The 16390-nt window shown below is 64.8% G+C and carries 13 protein-coding genes; 6 read left to right on the forward strand and 7 right to left on the reverse strand.

Translation table 11 applies throughout. From position 1 onward, the window contains the following. Positions 1–6: 6 nt before the first annotated feature. Positions 7–636, reverse strand: coding sequence for a TetR/AcrR family transcriptional regulator (locus ACIA03_RS26455; RefSeq protein ID WP_396988151.1), 630 nt, complete (start codon positions 634–636; stop codon positions 7–9). A gap of 71 nt (positions 637–707) precedes the next feature. Further along, positions 708–1304, reverse strand: coding sequence for a TetR/AcrR family transcriptional regulator (locus tag ACIA03_RS26460; protein WP_396988153.1), 597 nt, complete (start codon positions 1302–1304; stop codon positions 708–710). A 161-nt stretch (positions 1305–1465) separates the two neighbouring features. Here ACIA03_RS26460 and ACIA03_RS26465 point away from each other — a divergent pair, with 161 nt between their 5' ends. Both ACIA03_RS26465 and ACIA03_RS26470 read left to right on the forward strand, forming a co-directional pair. Beyond that, on the forward strand, positions 1466–3127 hold the full coding sequence (locus ACIA03_RS26465; RefSeq protein WP_396988155.1) for a class I adenylate-forming enzyme family protein: 1662 nt from the start codon (positions 1466–1468) through the stop codon (positions 3125–3127). A 22-nt stretch (positions 3128–3149) separates the two neighbouring features. After that, positions 3150–4106, forward strand: a complete 957-nt coding sequence (locus ACIA03_RS26470; RefSeq protein ID WP_396988157.1) for a zinc-binding alcohol dehydrogenase family protein — start codon at positions 3150–3152, stop codon at positions 4104–4106. Positions 4107–4268: 162 nt separating this feature from the next. Here the strand turns inward: ACIA03_RS26470 and ACIA03_RS26475 are convergent, their stop codons facing one another. Further along, positions 4269–5717, reverse strand: a complete 1449-nt coding sequence (locus tag ACIA03_RS26475) for an aldehyde dehydrogenase family protein (protein ID WP_396988159.1) — start codon at positions 5715–5717, stop codon at positions 4269–4271. A 68-nt stretch (positions 5718–5785) separates the two neighbouring features. Beyond that, a complete protein-coding gene (locus ACIA03_RS26480) occupies positions 5786–7084 on the reverse strand; it encodes an oxygenase MpaB family protein (RefSeq protein WP_396988161.1) in 1299 nt (432 codons plus the stop codon). Positions 7085–7304: 220 nt separating this feature from the next. Here ACIA03_RS26480 and ACIA03_RS26485 point away from each other — a divergent pair, with 220 nt between their 5' ends. Continuing rightward, on the forward strand, positions 7305–8462 hold the full coding sequence (locus ACIA03_RS26485) for an acyl-CoA dehydrogenase family protein (RefSeq protein ID WP_396988163.1): 1158 nt from the start codon (positions 7305–7307) through the stop codon (positions 8460–8462). A 551-nt stretch (positions 8463–9013) separates the two neighbouring features. Here the strand turns inward: ACIA03_RS26485 and ACIA03_RS26490 are convergent. Further along, positions 9014–10171, reverse strand: a complete 1158-nt coding sequence (locus ACIA03_RS26490; protein WP_396988165.1) for a helix-turn-helix domain-containing protein — start codon at positions 10169–10171, stop codon at positions 9014–9016. Between the two features lie 349 nt (positions 10172–10520). Here ACIA03_RS26490 and ACIA03_RS26495 point away from each other — a divergent pair, with 349 nt between their 5' ends. The 3 genes from ACIA03_RS26495 to ACIA03_RS26505 are packed head-to-tail and all read left to right on the forward strand — an operon-like array spanning position 10521 to position 13442. After that, positions 10521–11594 (forward strand): TRAP transporter substrate-binding protein, encoded by a 1074-nt coding sequence (locus tag ACIA03_RS26495; RefSeq protein WP_396988167.1) that lies wholly within the window; start codon positions 10521–10523, stop codon positions 11592–11594. Positions 11595–11637: 43 nt separating this feature from the next. Further along, on the forward strand, positions 11638–12150 hold the full coding sequence (locus ACIA03_RS26500; RefSeq protein ID WP_396988169.1) for a TRAP transporter small permease: 513 nt from the start codon (positions 11638–11640) through the stop codon (positions 12148–12150). Continuing rightward, complete coding sequence (locus ACIA03_RS26505) at positions 12150–13442, forward strand: TRAP transporter large permease (protein WP_396988171.1); 1293 nt, start codon at positions 12150–12152, stop codon at positions 13440–13442. The genes ACIA03_RS26500 and ACIA03_RS26505 overlap by 1 nt, the downstream gene beginning before the upstream one ends. A gap of 247 nt (positions 13443–13689) precedes the next feature. Here ACIA03_RS26505 and ACIA03_RS26510 read toward each other — a convergent pair whose 3' ends face one another. Together ACIA03_RS26510 and ACIA03_RS26515 are read right to left on the reverse strand one after the other, a co-directional pair. Continuing rightward, positions 13690–14154: a (2Fe-2S)-binding protein gene (locus ACIA03_RS26510; RefSeq protein WP_396988173.1), complete on the reverse strand. Its 465-nt coding sequence runs from the start codon at positions 14152–14154 to the stop codon at positions 13690–13692. Between the two features lie 12 nt (positions 14155–14166). Next, positions 14167–16389, reverse strand: coding sequence for a molybdopterin cofactor-binding domain-containing protein (locus ACIA03_RS26515; protein ID WP_396988175.1), 2223 nt, complete (start codon positions 16387–16389; stop codon positions 14167–14169). Position 16390: the final 1 nt, after the last annotated feature.

The following is a 16390-nucleotide window of genomic DNA, read 5'->3' on the forward strand; positions in this document are numbered from 1 at the left end:
GACGGTTCAGGTGCGCTCGACAAGGGCGGCGATGATGAACTGCCTGACATACTCCCGCCGTTCCAGCTCGTCCTCGCTGAGGACGTCCGGGTGAAACAGGAGCCAGAACTTCTGGTAGGTCAGCCACCTGACCGTCGCGGAAAGGTTCAAGTCCTTTCGCAGTATCCCGGCATGCGCGTACCGCTGCAGGATCGGGAACCAGATCTGCTCGCGCGCCCGGGTCATACTCTCGGAGTGGAAGATCATCTCCGCGACTCTGGGACCCATGCCCGGCTCCCGAGTGTCGTCGAACCACGGGTAGTTGCGCGCAAGGTCGAGCTCGGTCATGAAGACGTCGAGCAGGTTCTCGGCTGACGGCTCTCGCTGGATGACCACGTCCATACGGGGCGCTTGGTTCTCGAGCATCTCCCGTACGTACATCGCGATCAACAGGTCATCGCGGCTCGCGAAGTGCTTGTAGACGGTTTGGCGCGCGATGCCCGCGCTGCGTGCCACGTCTTCCATGCCGAATTTTGCGAGCGTGAATCGTCGTAGAACGTCGGGCGCGACCTCGAGGATCCGATCGCGTGTACCTACGGCTGTTGAACTCATGACCTCACCCGGCAAGGAGTTGGAACGAACGACACATTCTGTCATCCGTCATGTCGTCACAAGTATGGCACGCCGCGAGCCGGCCCTCCAACGAGTTGAGCCCGAGGCCCGCCAGGTCAGTGCTGCAGAAACCCTCCGAGGATGAAATCGCGGACGTACGGCTCGAGGTCGTCATCGGTCTTGGCGAGGACGTCAGGGTGCGTGATGAGCCAGAACTGCTGATACGTGATCCAGCGGACGATCCGACGATGCTCGACACCATGGCGGATCACGCCGGCATCCGAGTACTTACCGAGGATCGGCAGCCATATCTCCTCCAGCGCCTCCAGCACGGCAGGAACCCCGAAAATGAGCTCTGCCATCCGGGGGGCGATGGCCGGGTCGAGCACGGGGTCGATCAGGGGAAACTGGCGACCGACTGTGAGCTGCTCCATAAAGAGGACCACCAGGCCCTCAGCACTCGGCTCTTTGCGCGCAAGGTCGCGCATGAGCGGGCCATGGTTGGCTCGCAGCTCCATCGCTATGAGCTCGGCAACCAGGTCGTCCTTGCTCCGGAAGTGTTTGTAGACGGTCTGCCTCGCGATACCGGCAGCGCGCGCGACGTCTTCCATCGTCAGCTTTGCAATGGTGAACCGGGGAAGCAACTCTGCCGCAGCCGACAAGATCCGGCCGCGCGTATCCAGCTCGGCGCGCCCGCGCACAAACCCCGCCATTGCCATCGTCCTTTCGAGCCTTGCTTCGCCGGCCCATACGGACCAATGGCAATCGTATCGTCCGCGCTTGCACTGGGATCCTCGACCGCACACGGTCTTTACAAGGAAGACAGATGACAGTTACTGTCTGATGTCATTCCAGAGCGTTGAGAGGTGTCCCCGTGGGTGCTGCATTTCCCCCGAACGATCACTGGCCGGCAGCAATGCACCGGTCCCTGGACTATCCGAGCGTCCCAGTGGGAGATCTCCTGCGGGGTGCCGCCGCGCGGTTCGATGACAGGATCGCTCTCCAGCACACGGACCAGCGTCTCTCCTACCAAGAACTGTGGCGTCAGGCCTGCGCGTTCGCCAACGGTCTTGCCTCACGCGGGATCGGGCCGGGCCAGACCGTTCTCGTACATCTTCCGAACTGCCTTGAGTTCGCGATCGCGTACTACGGAATCCAGTTGGCGGGCGCGACCTTCTCGCCCGCGAACCCGTTGCTCCCAGAGATGCCGCTTGCCAAGCAGCTCACCGACGCCGATGCGGTTGCCGTCGTTTCGCACCCCGACACCGCGACGCCGATTCAGGCGGTGCTGAGCGATCAGGTGCGGCTGGTCGTCATGGTGAACGCCGCGACGACACCTCACCAGGTGGGGTTCGAAGCCTTCCTTGCCGCCGCCGACAGCAGCAACCCTCCGAATGTCACCATCGACGTCGACCAAGACCTCGCGCACATCTCCTACACCGGGGGCACCACGGGACTCTCCAAAGGTGTCGAGCTCACCCATCGAAATGTGGTGAGCAACGTCTTGCAGTACGTCGCCTGGAACCACGGCGCCGTACCGACCACTGACGAGGTAGGGCGCGTCACCGTCGACCAGATCGGCACCGAGGCGGACTGGCCGGTCCGCCTCGGAACAGGTGTCATCATCAACCTGACCCCGTGGTTCCATGCAATGGGCTGCATCGGTTCGCTCAGCGTTCCGCTCGTCGCCGGAGTGACGATTGTTCATCATGACCGCTTCAAGCCCGCGGAGTACCTGGCCGAGGCCGAGCGCGTTCAGGTCACCTCGATGAGCGGGGCGCCCGCCATGTTCGCCAGCCTGCTGGCACACCCGGACTTGGCGACCCGTGAACTGGGGTCAGTTCGTGCGTTGAGCTCGGGCGGCGGACCGCTGCCACACGAACATCTCCGCCTCCTCGGTGAACGGTTCCCCGGGGTCGTCATCTGCGAAGGCTACGGCCTGACCGAGGCGACCATGGGCGTCGCGTCCAACCCCACAGCACGGTCTGCGAAGCAGAAGCCGGGCACCGTCGGCCTGCCGGTGTTCGACACCGAGATTCGCTTGATCGATCCCGTCACGGGCAAGGAGGCTGAACCCGGCGAATCCGGGGAGATCTGCGTCAGAGGCCCACAGGTGATGGTGGGCTATCGCAATCGTCCCGAGGAGAACGCCGAGACACTCGAGGGCGGCTGGCTGCACACCGGGGATCTAGGGCGTTTCGATGACGACGGCTATCTCACCGTCGTCGACCGTCTCAAAGACATGCTGATCTACAAGGGTTACAACGTGTATCCCCGCGAGATCGAGGAGCTCCTCATCTCCCACCCATCGGTACGCGCGGCCGCCGTCGTCGGACGTCCCGACCCAGCAGTGGGTGAGATGCCAGTCGCATTCGTGGTACCCGACGGCGACCTGGACACCGATGAGCTGATGCACGAGGTGAACGCCCAGCTTCTCCCCTACAAGCGCATCCGCGAAGTGGTCGTGATGGACCGCATCCCGGTTTCAGCCGCCGGGAAGATCCTCAAGCGTGAACTCCGCGACCAACTCGCCTGATACGCCCTAGAGGAGATTCTTGATGCTCGCTGCGTTCGTCGAAGAGTTCGACCCCGAGAATCCGGTTGGCGCCCTTCGCGTCGGCGACCGGCCCGAACCGGTTGTGCCGCCCGGATGGACGACGGTCGAGGTGAAGGCCGCGTCGATCAACCATCACGACATATGGTCGCTGCGAGGCGTCGGGCTGGGTGAGGACAACCTGCCGATGATCCTCGGCTGCGACGCGGCAGGAATCGCTGCGGACGGCCGGGAGGTGATCGTCCACGCTGTCGTCACGGACCCCGTCGACTCCCCTACGCCCGGCCGTCCATCGGTTCTCTCTGAGCGCCACCAGGGCGCTTTCGCGGAGCGTCTGGTCGCACCGCTGAGCAACCTTGTTCCCAAACCTGCCGGGATGTCATTTGCCGAGGCCGCTTGTCTTCCCACCGCCTGGCTCACGGCGTACAACATGTTGTTCCGTCAGGCAGCCGTCGTTCCCGGCGATACCGTTCTCGTCCAAGGTGCAAGCGGCGGCCTGTCGACCGCCCTCGTCACCCTCGGACGAGCTGCCGGACTCCGCATGTGGGTCACCGGACGTGACGAGCCCAAGCGCTCGTACGCCCTCGAGGCCGGAGCTCACGCGGCCTTCGAGCCAGGAGCCCGTCTCCCTGCCCGGGTCGATGCGGTGATGGAGTCGGTCGGCGCCGCGACGTGGGACCACTCTCTCAAGTCACTGCGGCCGCAAGGGACCGTGGTGGTCGCCGGCGCAACGTCGGGCTATGTCGCCCAGACCGAGCTCGGTCGCGTCTTTGCCAATCGACTCCGGGTTGTCGGCACAGCCATGGGTTCTCTCGACGACCTACGTCGGCTTGTCGCGTTCTGCGAGGTCAACGGGATCAAACCGCACATCCACAGCGTCGAGCCGCTGGTGAATGCCGTCGAGGCCTTCCGGACCGTCGCCAGTGGCGAAGTACGAGGCAAGGTCGTCCTTCAGCCCTAGCCCTCCAATCGACCAGGCCCCGTCGACGGTCACCTCGGCGGGGCCTGGTATCCATGCGTCAGATAGGCATTGCCACCGGCTCGTGTCGCGAGTGGCAAGAAAGCCGCAGCCCGGTCCATGTCGGTCCGGGCTGCGGCTTCTCAGGCACTTGGGGGGATCAGGCTAGAGGACCTTGCGCACGATGCGGGCCTTCGCCTCGGTGTGCGGCGGGTAGAGCAGGGGAATGTCAGGACGAGCCCAGGCCCTGACCACGGACTTCAGGTGCGAGAACGTGTCGAACCCCCACTTGCCGTGGTAGGACCCCATCCCACTGTTTCCGACGCCACCGAACGGTAGCTGCGGCGACATGCAGTGAAGGAGAGCATGGTTGATCACGACGCCTCCGGCGCTGACATCTCTGACGACGCGCTCGTGGTCGGAACGGCTGTTGCTGAAGAGATAAGCGGCAAGCGGCTTGGGACCGCGCTTGACGGAAGCGATTGCGTCATCGAGCGAGTCCACCGTGATGACCGGGAGGATCGGGCCGAAGATCTCCTCCGACATGAGCGGCGACTCATGGGCCGGGTCCAGGACCACGGTGAAGTCGATGAGGCAGCGCTGGTCATCGGCTCCGCCACCTGCGATGATCCGCCCCCCGTGGTCTGCTGAGAGCAACCCGGTCAAGCGGCCGAACTGGCGGCGGTTGATCACGGGCTGGCCGTCAGGACGTTCCTCGGTGAAAGCCTCGACCGTTGCCAGCAACTTCTCGAGGAACTCCTTCTGTACGCTCCGCTCGACGATCACGTAGTCGGTGGTGATACACGTCTGGCCCGAGTTGGCCAGCTTCGACCAGATGATCCGGCGAGCCGCGACGTCGAGGTTGGCGCTTGCCGTGACGATGGCCGGCGACTTTCCCCCGAGCTCCAAGGTGACCGGAGTGAGAGTGGCCGCAGCTGCCTCCATGATCTTCTTGCCGGTCTGCGGCGATCCGGTGAAGAGGCAGTGGTCGAAACCCTGGGCGAGGAGTTCCTGCGTGACCTCGACTCCACCCTCGACGACCGCGACCGCATCAGTGTCCAGGTACTTCGCAACCAGATCCTTGATGGTGCGCGACGAAGCAGGAGCCAGCTCACTCGGCTTGACCACCACAGCGTTGCCGGCCGCGAGCGCGCCGACGAGCGGGCCGAGGGTGAGGTAGAACGGGAAGTTCCAGGCGCCGATGACGAGTACGGTCCCCAGTGGTTCTCGCTCGATGAAGCCACGGCTGGGCCAGGTGGAAAGGGGAAGCAGGTGACGCTCACGGCGCGCCCACTTGCGGAAGTTCTTGAGCGCGTCTCGGACCTCGATACGGGTGGTGGCGATGTCCGCAGACCACGCAGCACCCGGGAACCGGTCGAGATCCTCGCCGAGAGCGGCCGCGATAGCCGCCTCCTCGTTCTCCAGCATGGCGAGCATCGCACGGAGCTGCCGCTCCCGCCACGCGAAGTCGCGCGTCCTTCCGGTGGCGAAAGCAGAGCGAAGTCGGGCAACGGTCGTCGTCACCGGCTCCTGGTCATCGAGCTCCGGTGCCGGTGGATCCTGGAGCACGTGGCCACTCGGTCTCATCGTGGACGGGGCGGTAGAGATTGTCATCGGGTCACCTTCTTGTCGGTACTGTTGCTCGAGGCGATCGGTCGGGCGACGGTCGCCGGGTTGGTGGTTCAGCGCCTGTGGTCACGCATTGCCGCTGCTGACGAAGCAGAGTTGGCGGCGAGCCGGGCCACGACGTCGTCAGCAGGAGCCACCTCCGTATCGCCTTCGTTCAATGCGATGGCGACACCGAACTCCTCCAGGGCCCGCGTTGCCGCGGCCTGCGCGTCGTACGACGGCCGGCGACGGTTGACCCAGTCGAACGCACCGACAAAGGGCCGCATGAGCGGTACCAGCACACGGAGCCGGTTGTCGGGTACGGCGAGCTGGTCACAGATGTCGTCGCCAGCCCACCCGCGCATCAGACCGTAGGTCAGTTGCCGCTTCTGATCGGCGTCGAGACGCTTGTCGACGAAGGGCGGCAGGACCTCGTAGCCCTCGATCGTCTCCTCGCACATGTAGTCCGTGAGCGACTTCATCAGCGTCCGGCAGCCGTCATCAGCGGGATGCTCGACCATGCGGATGATGTCGGACTTCTGCCGCAGATCCGCCCAGTCCGTGAAGTTGATGTCCTCGGGAATGCCCATGATGTGCCCGATGTATCGCCACAGGGCGACGATGTCCTCGATCTCCTGGTCGCTGTACTTGATTCCGACCTTGGTCAGGGCATTGATGACGGACTCGGCGAAGAGCGTGCCCATCGTGTAGACGGCGGACCCGTTGTCGACGGAGATACCCCAGTCGTTCCAGTCCCAGTTCTCGTCGCGCGAACAGTGATAACGCACTGCTGCATGGATGAATCGGACCTCCATCGTCATCCGGAAGCCATCGCCGTCACGACGTATGCCGTCGGGCTTGGAGGCGTTGGCGACCCAGCGAAGCGTCTCGACCAATCTCCGGCCGACCTGGTCTCGGTCGATCAGGCGTCGACTCAGAACCAACTCGCGCGAACCACCGTAGGTGCGAAAACCCGCCCCGATCGCGGCATAGGCGAGCGCCATGACAACCAGCTTTCCGGGGCGCCAGTAGGCGATGCTCCCACGGCGCAACTGCTCCCAGTCCACCCACTCGGGGACGGTGTCGACGTGCCGGAACAGCTCCACGAGCTCGGGTGGTGCCGACTCGACGGCATCAATCCCCTTGGCAACCGCACTCATCCACATGCCGCGGCCGCCCTTCAGGGGCTTCAGCGCCGCAAAGGCGCGGTAGCCGAGTTCATCACCGATGTTGAAGTGGTCGGTGAAGTGGTCGACCGCCGGGCGACCGAAGCGGCCAACGGCCTGCTCGTAGTTGACGGTGCGTCCGAGGTCCCGGCCGAACGGCAGGTCGGCTGGAACATCAGTTGCCCGGTCGGTGGTGATCAGCGACATCAGGAGTCCTTCCAGATCAGGTGGAGCCCTGCAGAGTGGCGGGCATCACATTCAGATAGGTTACAAGTTCTGTCATCTGTAATCAATCGTCACTTCACATGACGACAAGCCGAGTGGCTGTACATCCACACAGGCAAGGCCTGGCAGCTAGCGCTCAGGCACGCTATCGTCAGAGAAGACGGATGACAATGTCCGTCACTTGTCACTACCGGAGAACATCATGCGCCCCAACATCTACGACGAGGACCACGAGGCCTTTCGGGCCATGGTCCGGGACTTCATCGCCAAAGAGGTCGTCCCCAACCACGACGCCTGGGAGGAGCAGGGACATGTCCCTCGGGAGTTCTACAACCGGCTCGGCGAGCTCGGGATTCTGGGCATGCAGGTCCCTGAGGAGTTCGGCGGCGGCGGCGAGACGAGCTTCAAGTACAACGCGATCGTGATCGAGGAAGCTGCAACGGCCGGCGTCACATTTGGCGGCTACTCCGTGCACACCAACCTGATCCTCGCCTACCTGATGCACCTCGCCAGCGACGAGCAGAAGGCGCGTTGGCTTCCGGGATTCGCGAGCGGTGAGACGATGTTCGCCCTCGCGATGACCGAGCCGGGAACTGGGTCCGACCTCGCCAACATCAGCACCAAGGCGACCCTGTCCGAGGACGGCACCCACTACGTGCTCAACGGCGCGAAGACGTTCATCACTGGTGGAGCGCAGGCCGACATCGTCCTCGTCGTGTGCCGCACCAAGGCGTTCGACCCGGCCGACCGCCGTGCCGGACTGTCGATCCTCTGCGTCGACACCAAGGCCGAGGGCTTCGCGGTCGGCAAGAAGCTGCCGAAGATCGGCCAGAAGGCTTCCGACACTGCCGAGCTCTTCTTCGCGGACGTGAAGGTTCCTGTTGAGAACCTCCTCGGCGAGCAGGACAGGGGTTTCGACTATCTGGGTCTCAACCTCCCGCAGGAACGTCTGACCATCGCGCTTGGTGGTGCGGCGACCGCGCTGGCCGCGATCGACTTCGCGAAGCGCTATGTCCAAGAGCGCACTGTGTTCGGAAAGGCCGTGGCATCGTTCCAGAACACCAAGTTCGTGCTCGCTGAGTGCTCGGCCGAGGCCACCGCGGCACGCCTGATGGCCGATGCGGCACTCGAGGCTCTCGACGCCGGCAGTCTGTCGATCGCGGATGCGGCCCGCGCCAAGCTCTTCTGCACCGAGGTCGCCGGCCGCGTGATCGACAAGTGCCTCCAGCTCCATGGCGGCTACGGCTACATCACCGAGTACCCGATTGCTCGCCTGTACGCCGACGCGCGGGTCACCCGCATCTACGGTGGCACCAGCGAGGTCATGAAGACAATCATCGCGAAGGACCTGGGGCTGTGAGCACGCGACGCGTCGCCTGGGCAAGGAGCGCGACAAACAGCCTGCGCCCAACGCCTGCCAGTACGGTGCCGGACGCGACCGTCACGCCTGGCTGGCGACTGCAGCACAGGTGACACCCGGAGTGGCGGTGCTCGCGAACCATGGGAAACACGCCGCGTCAAGCGCAATGGCCCCTTCGAAACGGCTTGCGGACTCTCCACGGTTCACTGATCCGACGATGACCTCACGGTGGGTTTCGCCCAAGCACACAGGCACCACGTACGTCGCGGTTTCGACGATGTGGGTGAGCGTCGCGACAGACGTGGCTCGCCATATGGAGAGGAACGATGCAGCCCTCGGCCTGCCGGGAGTCAACCTCGCGATCGACTAGTTGCGATGCTCAGGAAGGTTGTACTGCCCTCGGTGAGCCTGCCTGACAGACGAAGGCCCCCGGTTGTGAAGTGGAGCTGTCTAGTTCACACACTCCACCGACCGGAGGCCTTCGTGTCACACGCTAACGCTGCCTTGACCCCACGCGCCCGTTGACGACTCGCCGTGCCAAGGCATCACAGCTAGTCGACGGCCAGGCTGAGCGGAAGCCCGAAGAGCGGGTCGCTGTCGCCCGGGCGTCTGTTGTGTTGTCGGTACTGGCTCGGGGTTGCACCCGACCAACGCCGGAACGCGGTACTGAAGCTTGCGACTTCGACGTAGGCGAGCTGTGCAGCGATCTCGGAGACCGACAGGTCGGTATCGGCCAGAAGTCGGCACGCCTCCCGCAAACACGCCGCCTCTCGCAACTCACGGAAACTGACGTCACACTCATCGAGCCTGCGCTGCAGCGTCCGCTTGGATACGGAAAGCTCGTGGGCGATGTCGGTCAGCGTCATCCCTGCGCTCCCGGGTCTGCCCAGGATCGCAGCGACCTGCTGATCGAGCTTGAGCGACGGCCGGACCCAGTCGTCAGCGTGCCCAGCCCTACTGGCGTACACGTCGTACAGAAGCCTGTTCGATCGCGGGAGCGGGACGTCCAGCAGCTCACTGCGCCATCCGATCCGCGCCGCGTTTCGGCTCAGAACCGCCTTCCGACCGACCAGCTTCGTCAGTGCCGGCGGCACCGAAGCCATCGGCAACTCGACCCTGTCGAGCGGGAACGGTCCGTTCCACAGGTCGTTGAGCACCGCCGCCATGGCGGCGACGTCTCGACAGACTGAGAAGCGATAGAAGGGACTCGACGGAGGGACGTCGGAAGGCAGTCTGATCTCGACACCTGAGCTCCCGGTCTCGGGCTCGTCGAACGTGTGATAAGTGACAGCGCTGTAATACATGTCAACGGTGGCCGGCAGCTCTCTCCAGTGTCGCAGCGTCGGCGCAACGATCATGGCGGAGCCCAGCGAGTCAAAGGCTGGAAACTGGTACCGCGTCCCGGTTTCGACCCAGATCTCAGATCTGTGCTCGGTAGCCGCTGCGAACGCTTGCTGAAAGGCAAGCTCCTGACGCCACCCGATCCGACCTTCCCCACGCGCCAGGAGGTCGACAGGGATGTGCGCTGCACGGAGCAACGGCTCCGGGTCCAGGCCGTGGTCCCTGGAGACCTCACACATGATGCGGACGCTGAGACTGGGCACCTCTGCCCAAGCTCGACGTTCCAGGGGAAGTGATGCCTTCCCTGCGACGGCTCGCGCCTTGCCAACCCTGTCTTCCACAGGGGGGTGAACATCGTGCACTTCCATGTGCCCTCCTCGACCATCGATCTGCTCTCACGCGACGGCGACAGTGACGGAGGTCACAATACATAACCGCCGCCGGACTACTCGGGCGCACAGGCGAGGTTCCTGCCCAGCCGAGCCTGAAAGCCCGAGTTCACCCGAGCCTCGCGAGGCGCCCCCACCGGTCCCGTGAGGCCAGCAGCAGACCCAGTCCACCGTTGTCCGGAACAACCACTTCCAGACCCCTGTCCATCGGAGCAGGAGCCCAAGCGAGCGCGAAAATGTGACCATTGACACAAGTATACTGCTCAGACAGTATACCCGCCATAGGCGCGGCTACCGAGGGTCGCGACTGTCCGGAAGGTGTCACACCATGTGGATGAAGAAGGCAGCAGTTGCTGCCAGCGCGCTGTCACTCGCCCTAGGTCTCGCCGCCTGTGGGCTCGAGTCGGGATCGGGGTCCGGCGGCGAGACCGTCACGATCAAGATCAACACGGGCGTACCCCCGACACAGCACCTCAACCAGCATGTGTTCCTGCCGTGGAAGGAGTACGTAGAGGAGCAGACTGATGGCCGCGTCAAGGTCGACATCTATGACGCCACCACGCTCGGGTCGCTGACGACCGTCCTGACCGACCTCGAGTCGGGGCTTTACGACATGGGAGTGGTCGCTCCTGTCTTCTTCCTGGACTCGCCGCTGTACGGGCTGAGCGTCGGCAACCTCATCGGTGCGGTGCCAGAAGGAAAGGCTGGCAACGAGATCGTCGCACGTTACCTGGATGCAGAAGGCGACGAGTTCACCGTTCCGGGCGTCGAGATCATCGGCGCCTCGGTCTCGACCCCGTTCCAATTCTGGGGTACGAAACCAATCGAGTCGATCAAGGACATCGAAGGTCTCCCGGTTCGGGTCTCCTCTCCGGTGGAAGCGCAGCTGGTGTCCATCCTGGGCGGCGACCCCGTGCAGGTGCCGTCAGCAGAGATGTACCAGGCGCTCGAGCGCGGGACCGTGAAGGCCGCGTACAGCCCGGTCGAGACGTCGCTGGGCGTGAAGATCCACGAGGTCGCTCCGCACCTCTTCGAGGCCAACATCGCCTCTACCGTCGTCTCTCTCGGCGTCCGCGATGCGTTCCTCGACGGGCTCTCGGACTCGTTGCGCACGGAGTTCGAGGAAGACCTGCTGCCCAAGGCGGAGGAACTCTTGCACGACGACCTCGACCAGGTGCTATCAGGCAACGAAGCGGCCATCGACGAGCTCGAGGCGTCCGGAGCGCTGACGGTCAACTCGATGACCGATGAGGACGATGCCACCGTAGCTGCGGCAGCCGAAGAGCAGTGGGCTGCCTGGGTCGAGGAAGCCGACTCCAAGGGCTTCGACGGCAGCGCTCTGGCCGAGCAGTGGCTGACGCTGATGGACGATGCCGGCGTTGACAGGCCGTTCGAGAAATGACCGTCGTGCGCTGTTTCTGTGCCGACAGATGCTCGGAGTGCTCGTGAAGTCCGTCGAGGTGGTCGTGCGCGCCATCACGACGGCACTTGCCTGGCTCGCAGGGTTGATGATGGTGGGCATCATGGCACTGCTCGTGGCCAACGCCGTCCTGCGTTCGCTGGACAAGCCGATCTTTGGCGTCGTGGACCTCGTGCAATACATGATGCTGACGCTGACGATGGCGTCGCTCGCCTTCACCCAGCGGACCGGATCACACATCTCAGTGGACATGGTCGTCGAGAAACTCCCCGGAGCCACGCGACGCCTGTTCGCCGCAGCAGCTGATCTCCTGACCTTCGCCGTCGCTTTGGCGCTGGCCCTTGTCATGCTCACGATCGCGATGAGGACCAGCTCCCAGCTGGACGGGACCGGGCTGATCGCGATCCCGACACAACCTTTCAAGGTGTTCGTGGTCATCGGCTTCTTCGGCTGGGCGCTCGAAGCACTCCTGCGTGCATACCTGCACGTGACCAATCGTCTACCCGTCGCGGCAGACCCAACTACCGGGGAGCTCTAGTGGACCTCATCGTCGTAGGATGCATCGCATTGGCTGCCATGGTCGCGCTGATGGCCCTCGGGGCTCCGGTGGCCATCTCGATGACAGTCCCGGCGCTTGTGCTCTTGTTCGTGCAAGGCGGTTGGAACCTCATGTCAGGCGTCGTGTACTCCATCCTGTGGAACAACGCCCTCAACTACACGCTCGTAACCGTGCCGATGTTCGTCCTCATGGGCGAATTGCTGGCCGTCGCAGGCATCACGGCGGACGTCTATGCCGCGGTCCGCAGCTGGCTCTGGCGTCTGAAAGGCGGGTTGGCGTTCGCGACTGTGGGCGCTTGTGCTCTGTTCTCCGCCGCCTCCGGATCCAGCGTCGCCACGGTGGGAACCCTGGGCGGAGTAGTGAGCAAGGAGATGTCAGAGGCGCGCTACGACTCACGGCTCGCATCCGGTGCGATGGTTGCCGGGGGTGGACTCGGGATCCTCATTCCCCCCAGTACCGCGATGTTGATATACGGGCTGCTGACGGACCAGTCGATCGGGAAGCTGTTCATCGCGGGGTTGATGCCGGGCATCATCTTGACAGCCCTCTTCGCCATGACCATCGCCATCCTGGTGATGGCCTTCCCGCGGCTGGCACCCCCGGCCACGAGGATCCCGGTCGCATCACAGTGGACGCTGGTCGTGGCAGTCCTGCTGATCGGCCTGGTGTTCGTGGTGGTGGTCGGCGGCCTCTACCTGGGGTGGGTCGGGGCGACCGAGGCAGCGGGGCTGGGTGCCGCGATCGCGCTCGTCATGGGCCTGTCGACGCGTCGCCTGTCTGTCAGTACTGTCTGGACCGCGGTCCAGCGAAGCGTACGCACGACCGGTCTCATCTTCGGCATCGTGATCGGCGGCCTCCTACTGACGCAGGTGCTCGCGATGACTCGCATGACCAACGTCCTGGCTGAGCTCATCGTCGACATGGAGCTGCCCCCGATCGGGCTGTTCGCCGGCATCGTGCTGCTGTACGTGATGCTCGGGGCGCTTGTGGACGAGTTCGCGATGATCGTCCTCACGGTGCCGATCATGCTCCCGATCGTCACGTCAGCGGGATGGGACCCGATCTGGTTCGGCGTGGTCCTGGTCGTGCTGTGCCAGATCGGGCTGATCCTGCCGCCCATCGGCATGAACGTCTTCGTGCTCAAGGGTGTTGCCCCCTACATTCCCATCAAGTCGATGTTCACAGGAGCGCTGATCTTCGTAGTCCCGATGCTGCTCCTCTTGGTGTTGCTATACCGCTTCCCGCAACTGGCGCTGGGACTCGTCTCCTAACCCCTCGCCAGACTGCGCGACCACCCGCACGCGCAGGTCCAACGCAACGTACGCCGCGGCTCGATCGTCTCGAGACGCGGCGCACGCGTCGTCCTGGGTCGCCGAACAGACGCTGAACATCCCCTCTCGACGACGACCCTCGACAGCTGCGGTCACCGGCGCGGTCCTCTGCATCACCTTGACCTGGACGCCGCCCCACTCTGTACTCGGCGGCGGTCCGATCCATCAGTTCGAGGATGTAGGCAGATCAGGCACCGCCCATCTCGCGAGCGGCCTGCTTGATGGCCTCGCGGATGCGGAAGTACGTGCCACAGCGACAGACGTTCTCGATCTCCTCGATCTCGGCTTCGCTGGGGTTGGGATTGCGTTTTAGCAGGTCGACGGCAGCCATGATCTGTCCGGGCTGGCAGTAGCCGCACTCGGCGACGTCCTGGTCCAGCCACGCCTGCTGCACGGGGTGCAGCTCGTCGCCCTCGGCAAGGCCCTCGATGGTGGTGACGTTCTTGTCCGCGCACTCCGAGACCGGGGTGACGCAGGGGTTGAAGGCTTTGCCGTTGAGGTGGCTGGTGCAGGCCTTGCAGACATTGATGCCGCAGCCGAACTTGGGCCCGGTGATGCCGAGCTTGTCACGCAGGACCCAGAGCATCGCGAGGTCGGCGGGTGCGTCGACCGTCGTCTTCTTGCCGTTGACGGTGAAGGTGTAGGAGGGCATGGGAGGCTCCGGTCAGTTGGGCGGGAAGGGGTCGAAGTCGACGTCGAAGTTGATCGGGAAGCGGCGCGGCCAGGTGCCGGTCGCTCGCGCATAGGCGCAGGCGACAGCACCGACAGCGGCAGGTACCGGCAGCTCTCCGACGCCGCCGGGTTCCTCCCGGCTGGGCGGCATGACGAAGACCTTCACGTCGCGCGGGCTGTCCTTCTGCCGGGCGAAGTGCGACTGCGAGTAGCTGCCTTCCAGGGGAAGGCCGTTCTTGATGTGCAGCCCGGCACGCAGCGTGGTGGAGATGCCGTCGGTCAGGCCGCTGATCATCTGCGCCTCGATCCCCAGCGGGTTGATCGGACGGCCGACGTCGGCAGCGATGGTGGCCCGGTACACCCGGGGCCGCTTCGGGTCGGTGGCGTCCATCTCGATCAGGAAGGCGCACGACGATCGGTGTTCGACGTGCAGTGCGATTCCCTGAGCGTGCCCAGGTGGCATCTTTCGACCCCAGCCGCCCTCCGTGGCGACCTTGTCCAGCACCGCACGGGCGGCGTCGTGCTTGAGGTACTCGCGGCGGAACTTGTAGGCGTCCTTGCCGAGCTTGGCGGCGATCTCGTCGACCACCAGCTCTTCGGCACCTCGCACCATCGCCGAGTACACCGACCGCCAGGATGCAGTGTTGAGGTGGATGTCCTCCGGCTCGTTCAGCACCTCGGTGACGACGCCGAAGTCGTAGGGGCACTCGACCATCAGGTTGAAGAAGCTCTGCGCGTAGGTGAGGTTGCCCGCGCCGGCGGAGAGCTTCGCGGTGATCATCTCGCCGATGCCGTGGCTGAAGTCGGTCTTGGTCTGGGTGATCCGGTGCTCGTACGACGCCACCTGGCCGGCCGCGAGAGTGGCCCGCACCCGGTGGAAGCTGGGCCCACGCATCCTGCCGTGCCGCATGTCGTCGGTCCGGGTCCACATCAGCTTCACCGGCCGTCCGAACGCCTTGGACGCGAGGGCCGCCTCCATCGCCCCATCGTGGAACAGCCGCCTCCCGAACGCGCCGCCGGACTGCACCACGTGCACCTTCACTGCGTCCTGCGGCAGTCCCAGCTTCTCGGCGATGTCCTGTTGCGCATAGATCGGCGTCTGCAGCCCGGACCAGATCTCCGCGCGGTCGGCCCGCACGTCGGCCACAGCTGAGTTGCTCTCCAGAGGGGCATGGCTCACCGGGGCGAACCGGAATTCGGCATCGACGGTGTCCACCAGGACACCCGGCACCGCAAGCGGGATCGTCGCTGCCTCGAGCTTGTTGAAGATGTCCTCATTGGACAGACCGTCGACCGAACCCGGGTTCCAGTCGACCCGCAGCGCCTTCTTCGCGTCCCACGCCTGCCCGAACGTCTCGGCCAGGATCGCCACCCCGGTCTCGATCACCGCGATGTCGATCACTCCGGACATCGCCCGGACCTCGGCGTCGTTGAGCACCCGCTTCGGCGTGCCTTGAATCGTCGGCGCCCTGTGCACCAGGCACGGCTTCGCACCCGGCGCCACGTCGAGGTCGAGGGTGTACCGGAACTGACCGGTCACCATCTCACGCGCGTCGATCCGGCGGATCGGCTTGCCGATCACGCTGAACTCCGATGCCGCCTTCGTTGCGACGCCGGCCAGGCTCAGCCCGGGGTCGGCGGCGGAGACGGCGAGCGATCCGTACGTCGCCGTGCGCCCGTCCGGAGCCACCACCAGGCCGTCGCGCGTGGTCAGCTGTCCCGCCGAGACGTCCCACCGGAGAGCAGCCGCCGCGATCAGTCGTGACCGCGCCTCGGCCGCGGCTCGCCGGATCGGCTCATAGACCGTACGCATCGAGGTCGACCCGCCGGTGAGCTGGTTGAACAGCAGCGCCGGATCGGCGTCGCGCATCGGGACGTGCACCTTCGACAGCGGGAGGTCCAGTTCCTCGGCCACCAGCATCGCGCAGGCGGTGGTGATCCCCTGGCCCACCTCCATGCGGTGAAGTCGCAACCAGGCGGCGCCGTCCTCGGCCACCTCCAACAGCACCATGTTCTTCGTCGGCTCGCATGCCTGCTTGTAGAAGTCACCGACGTCATAGAGCTCCGAGGGCCGCGGCGGACTCGGGACGGTCGCCGCAGCTGGCTCGACGTCGAGGCCCCAGCGAGCCGCGACGGTGAGCGTCGGCGCGGCCACCAGGTACGTCAAGAACTGTCTGCGGGCCAACCCACCCTTGCCGCTGGGGTTCGTCGCCATG

Source organism: Nocardioides sp. NPDC051685 (genome assembly GCF_044453405.1).
Taxonomy (GTDB): domain Bacteria; phylum Actinomycetota; class Actinomycetes; order Propionibacteriales; family Nocardioidaceae; genus Nocardioides.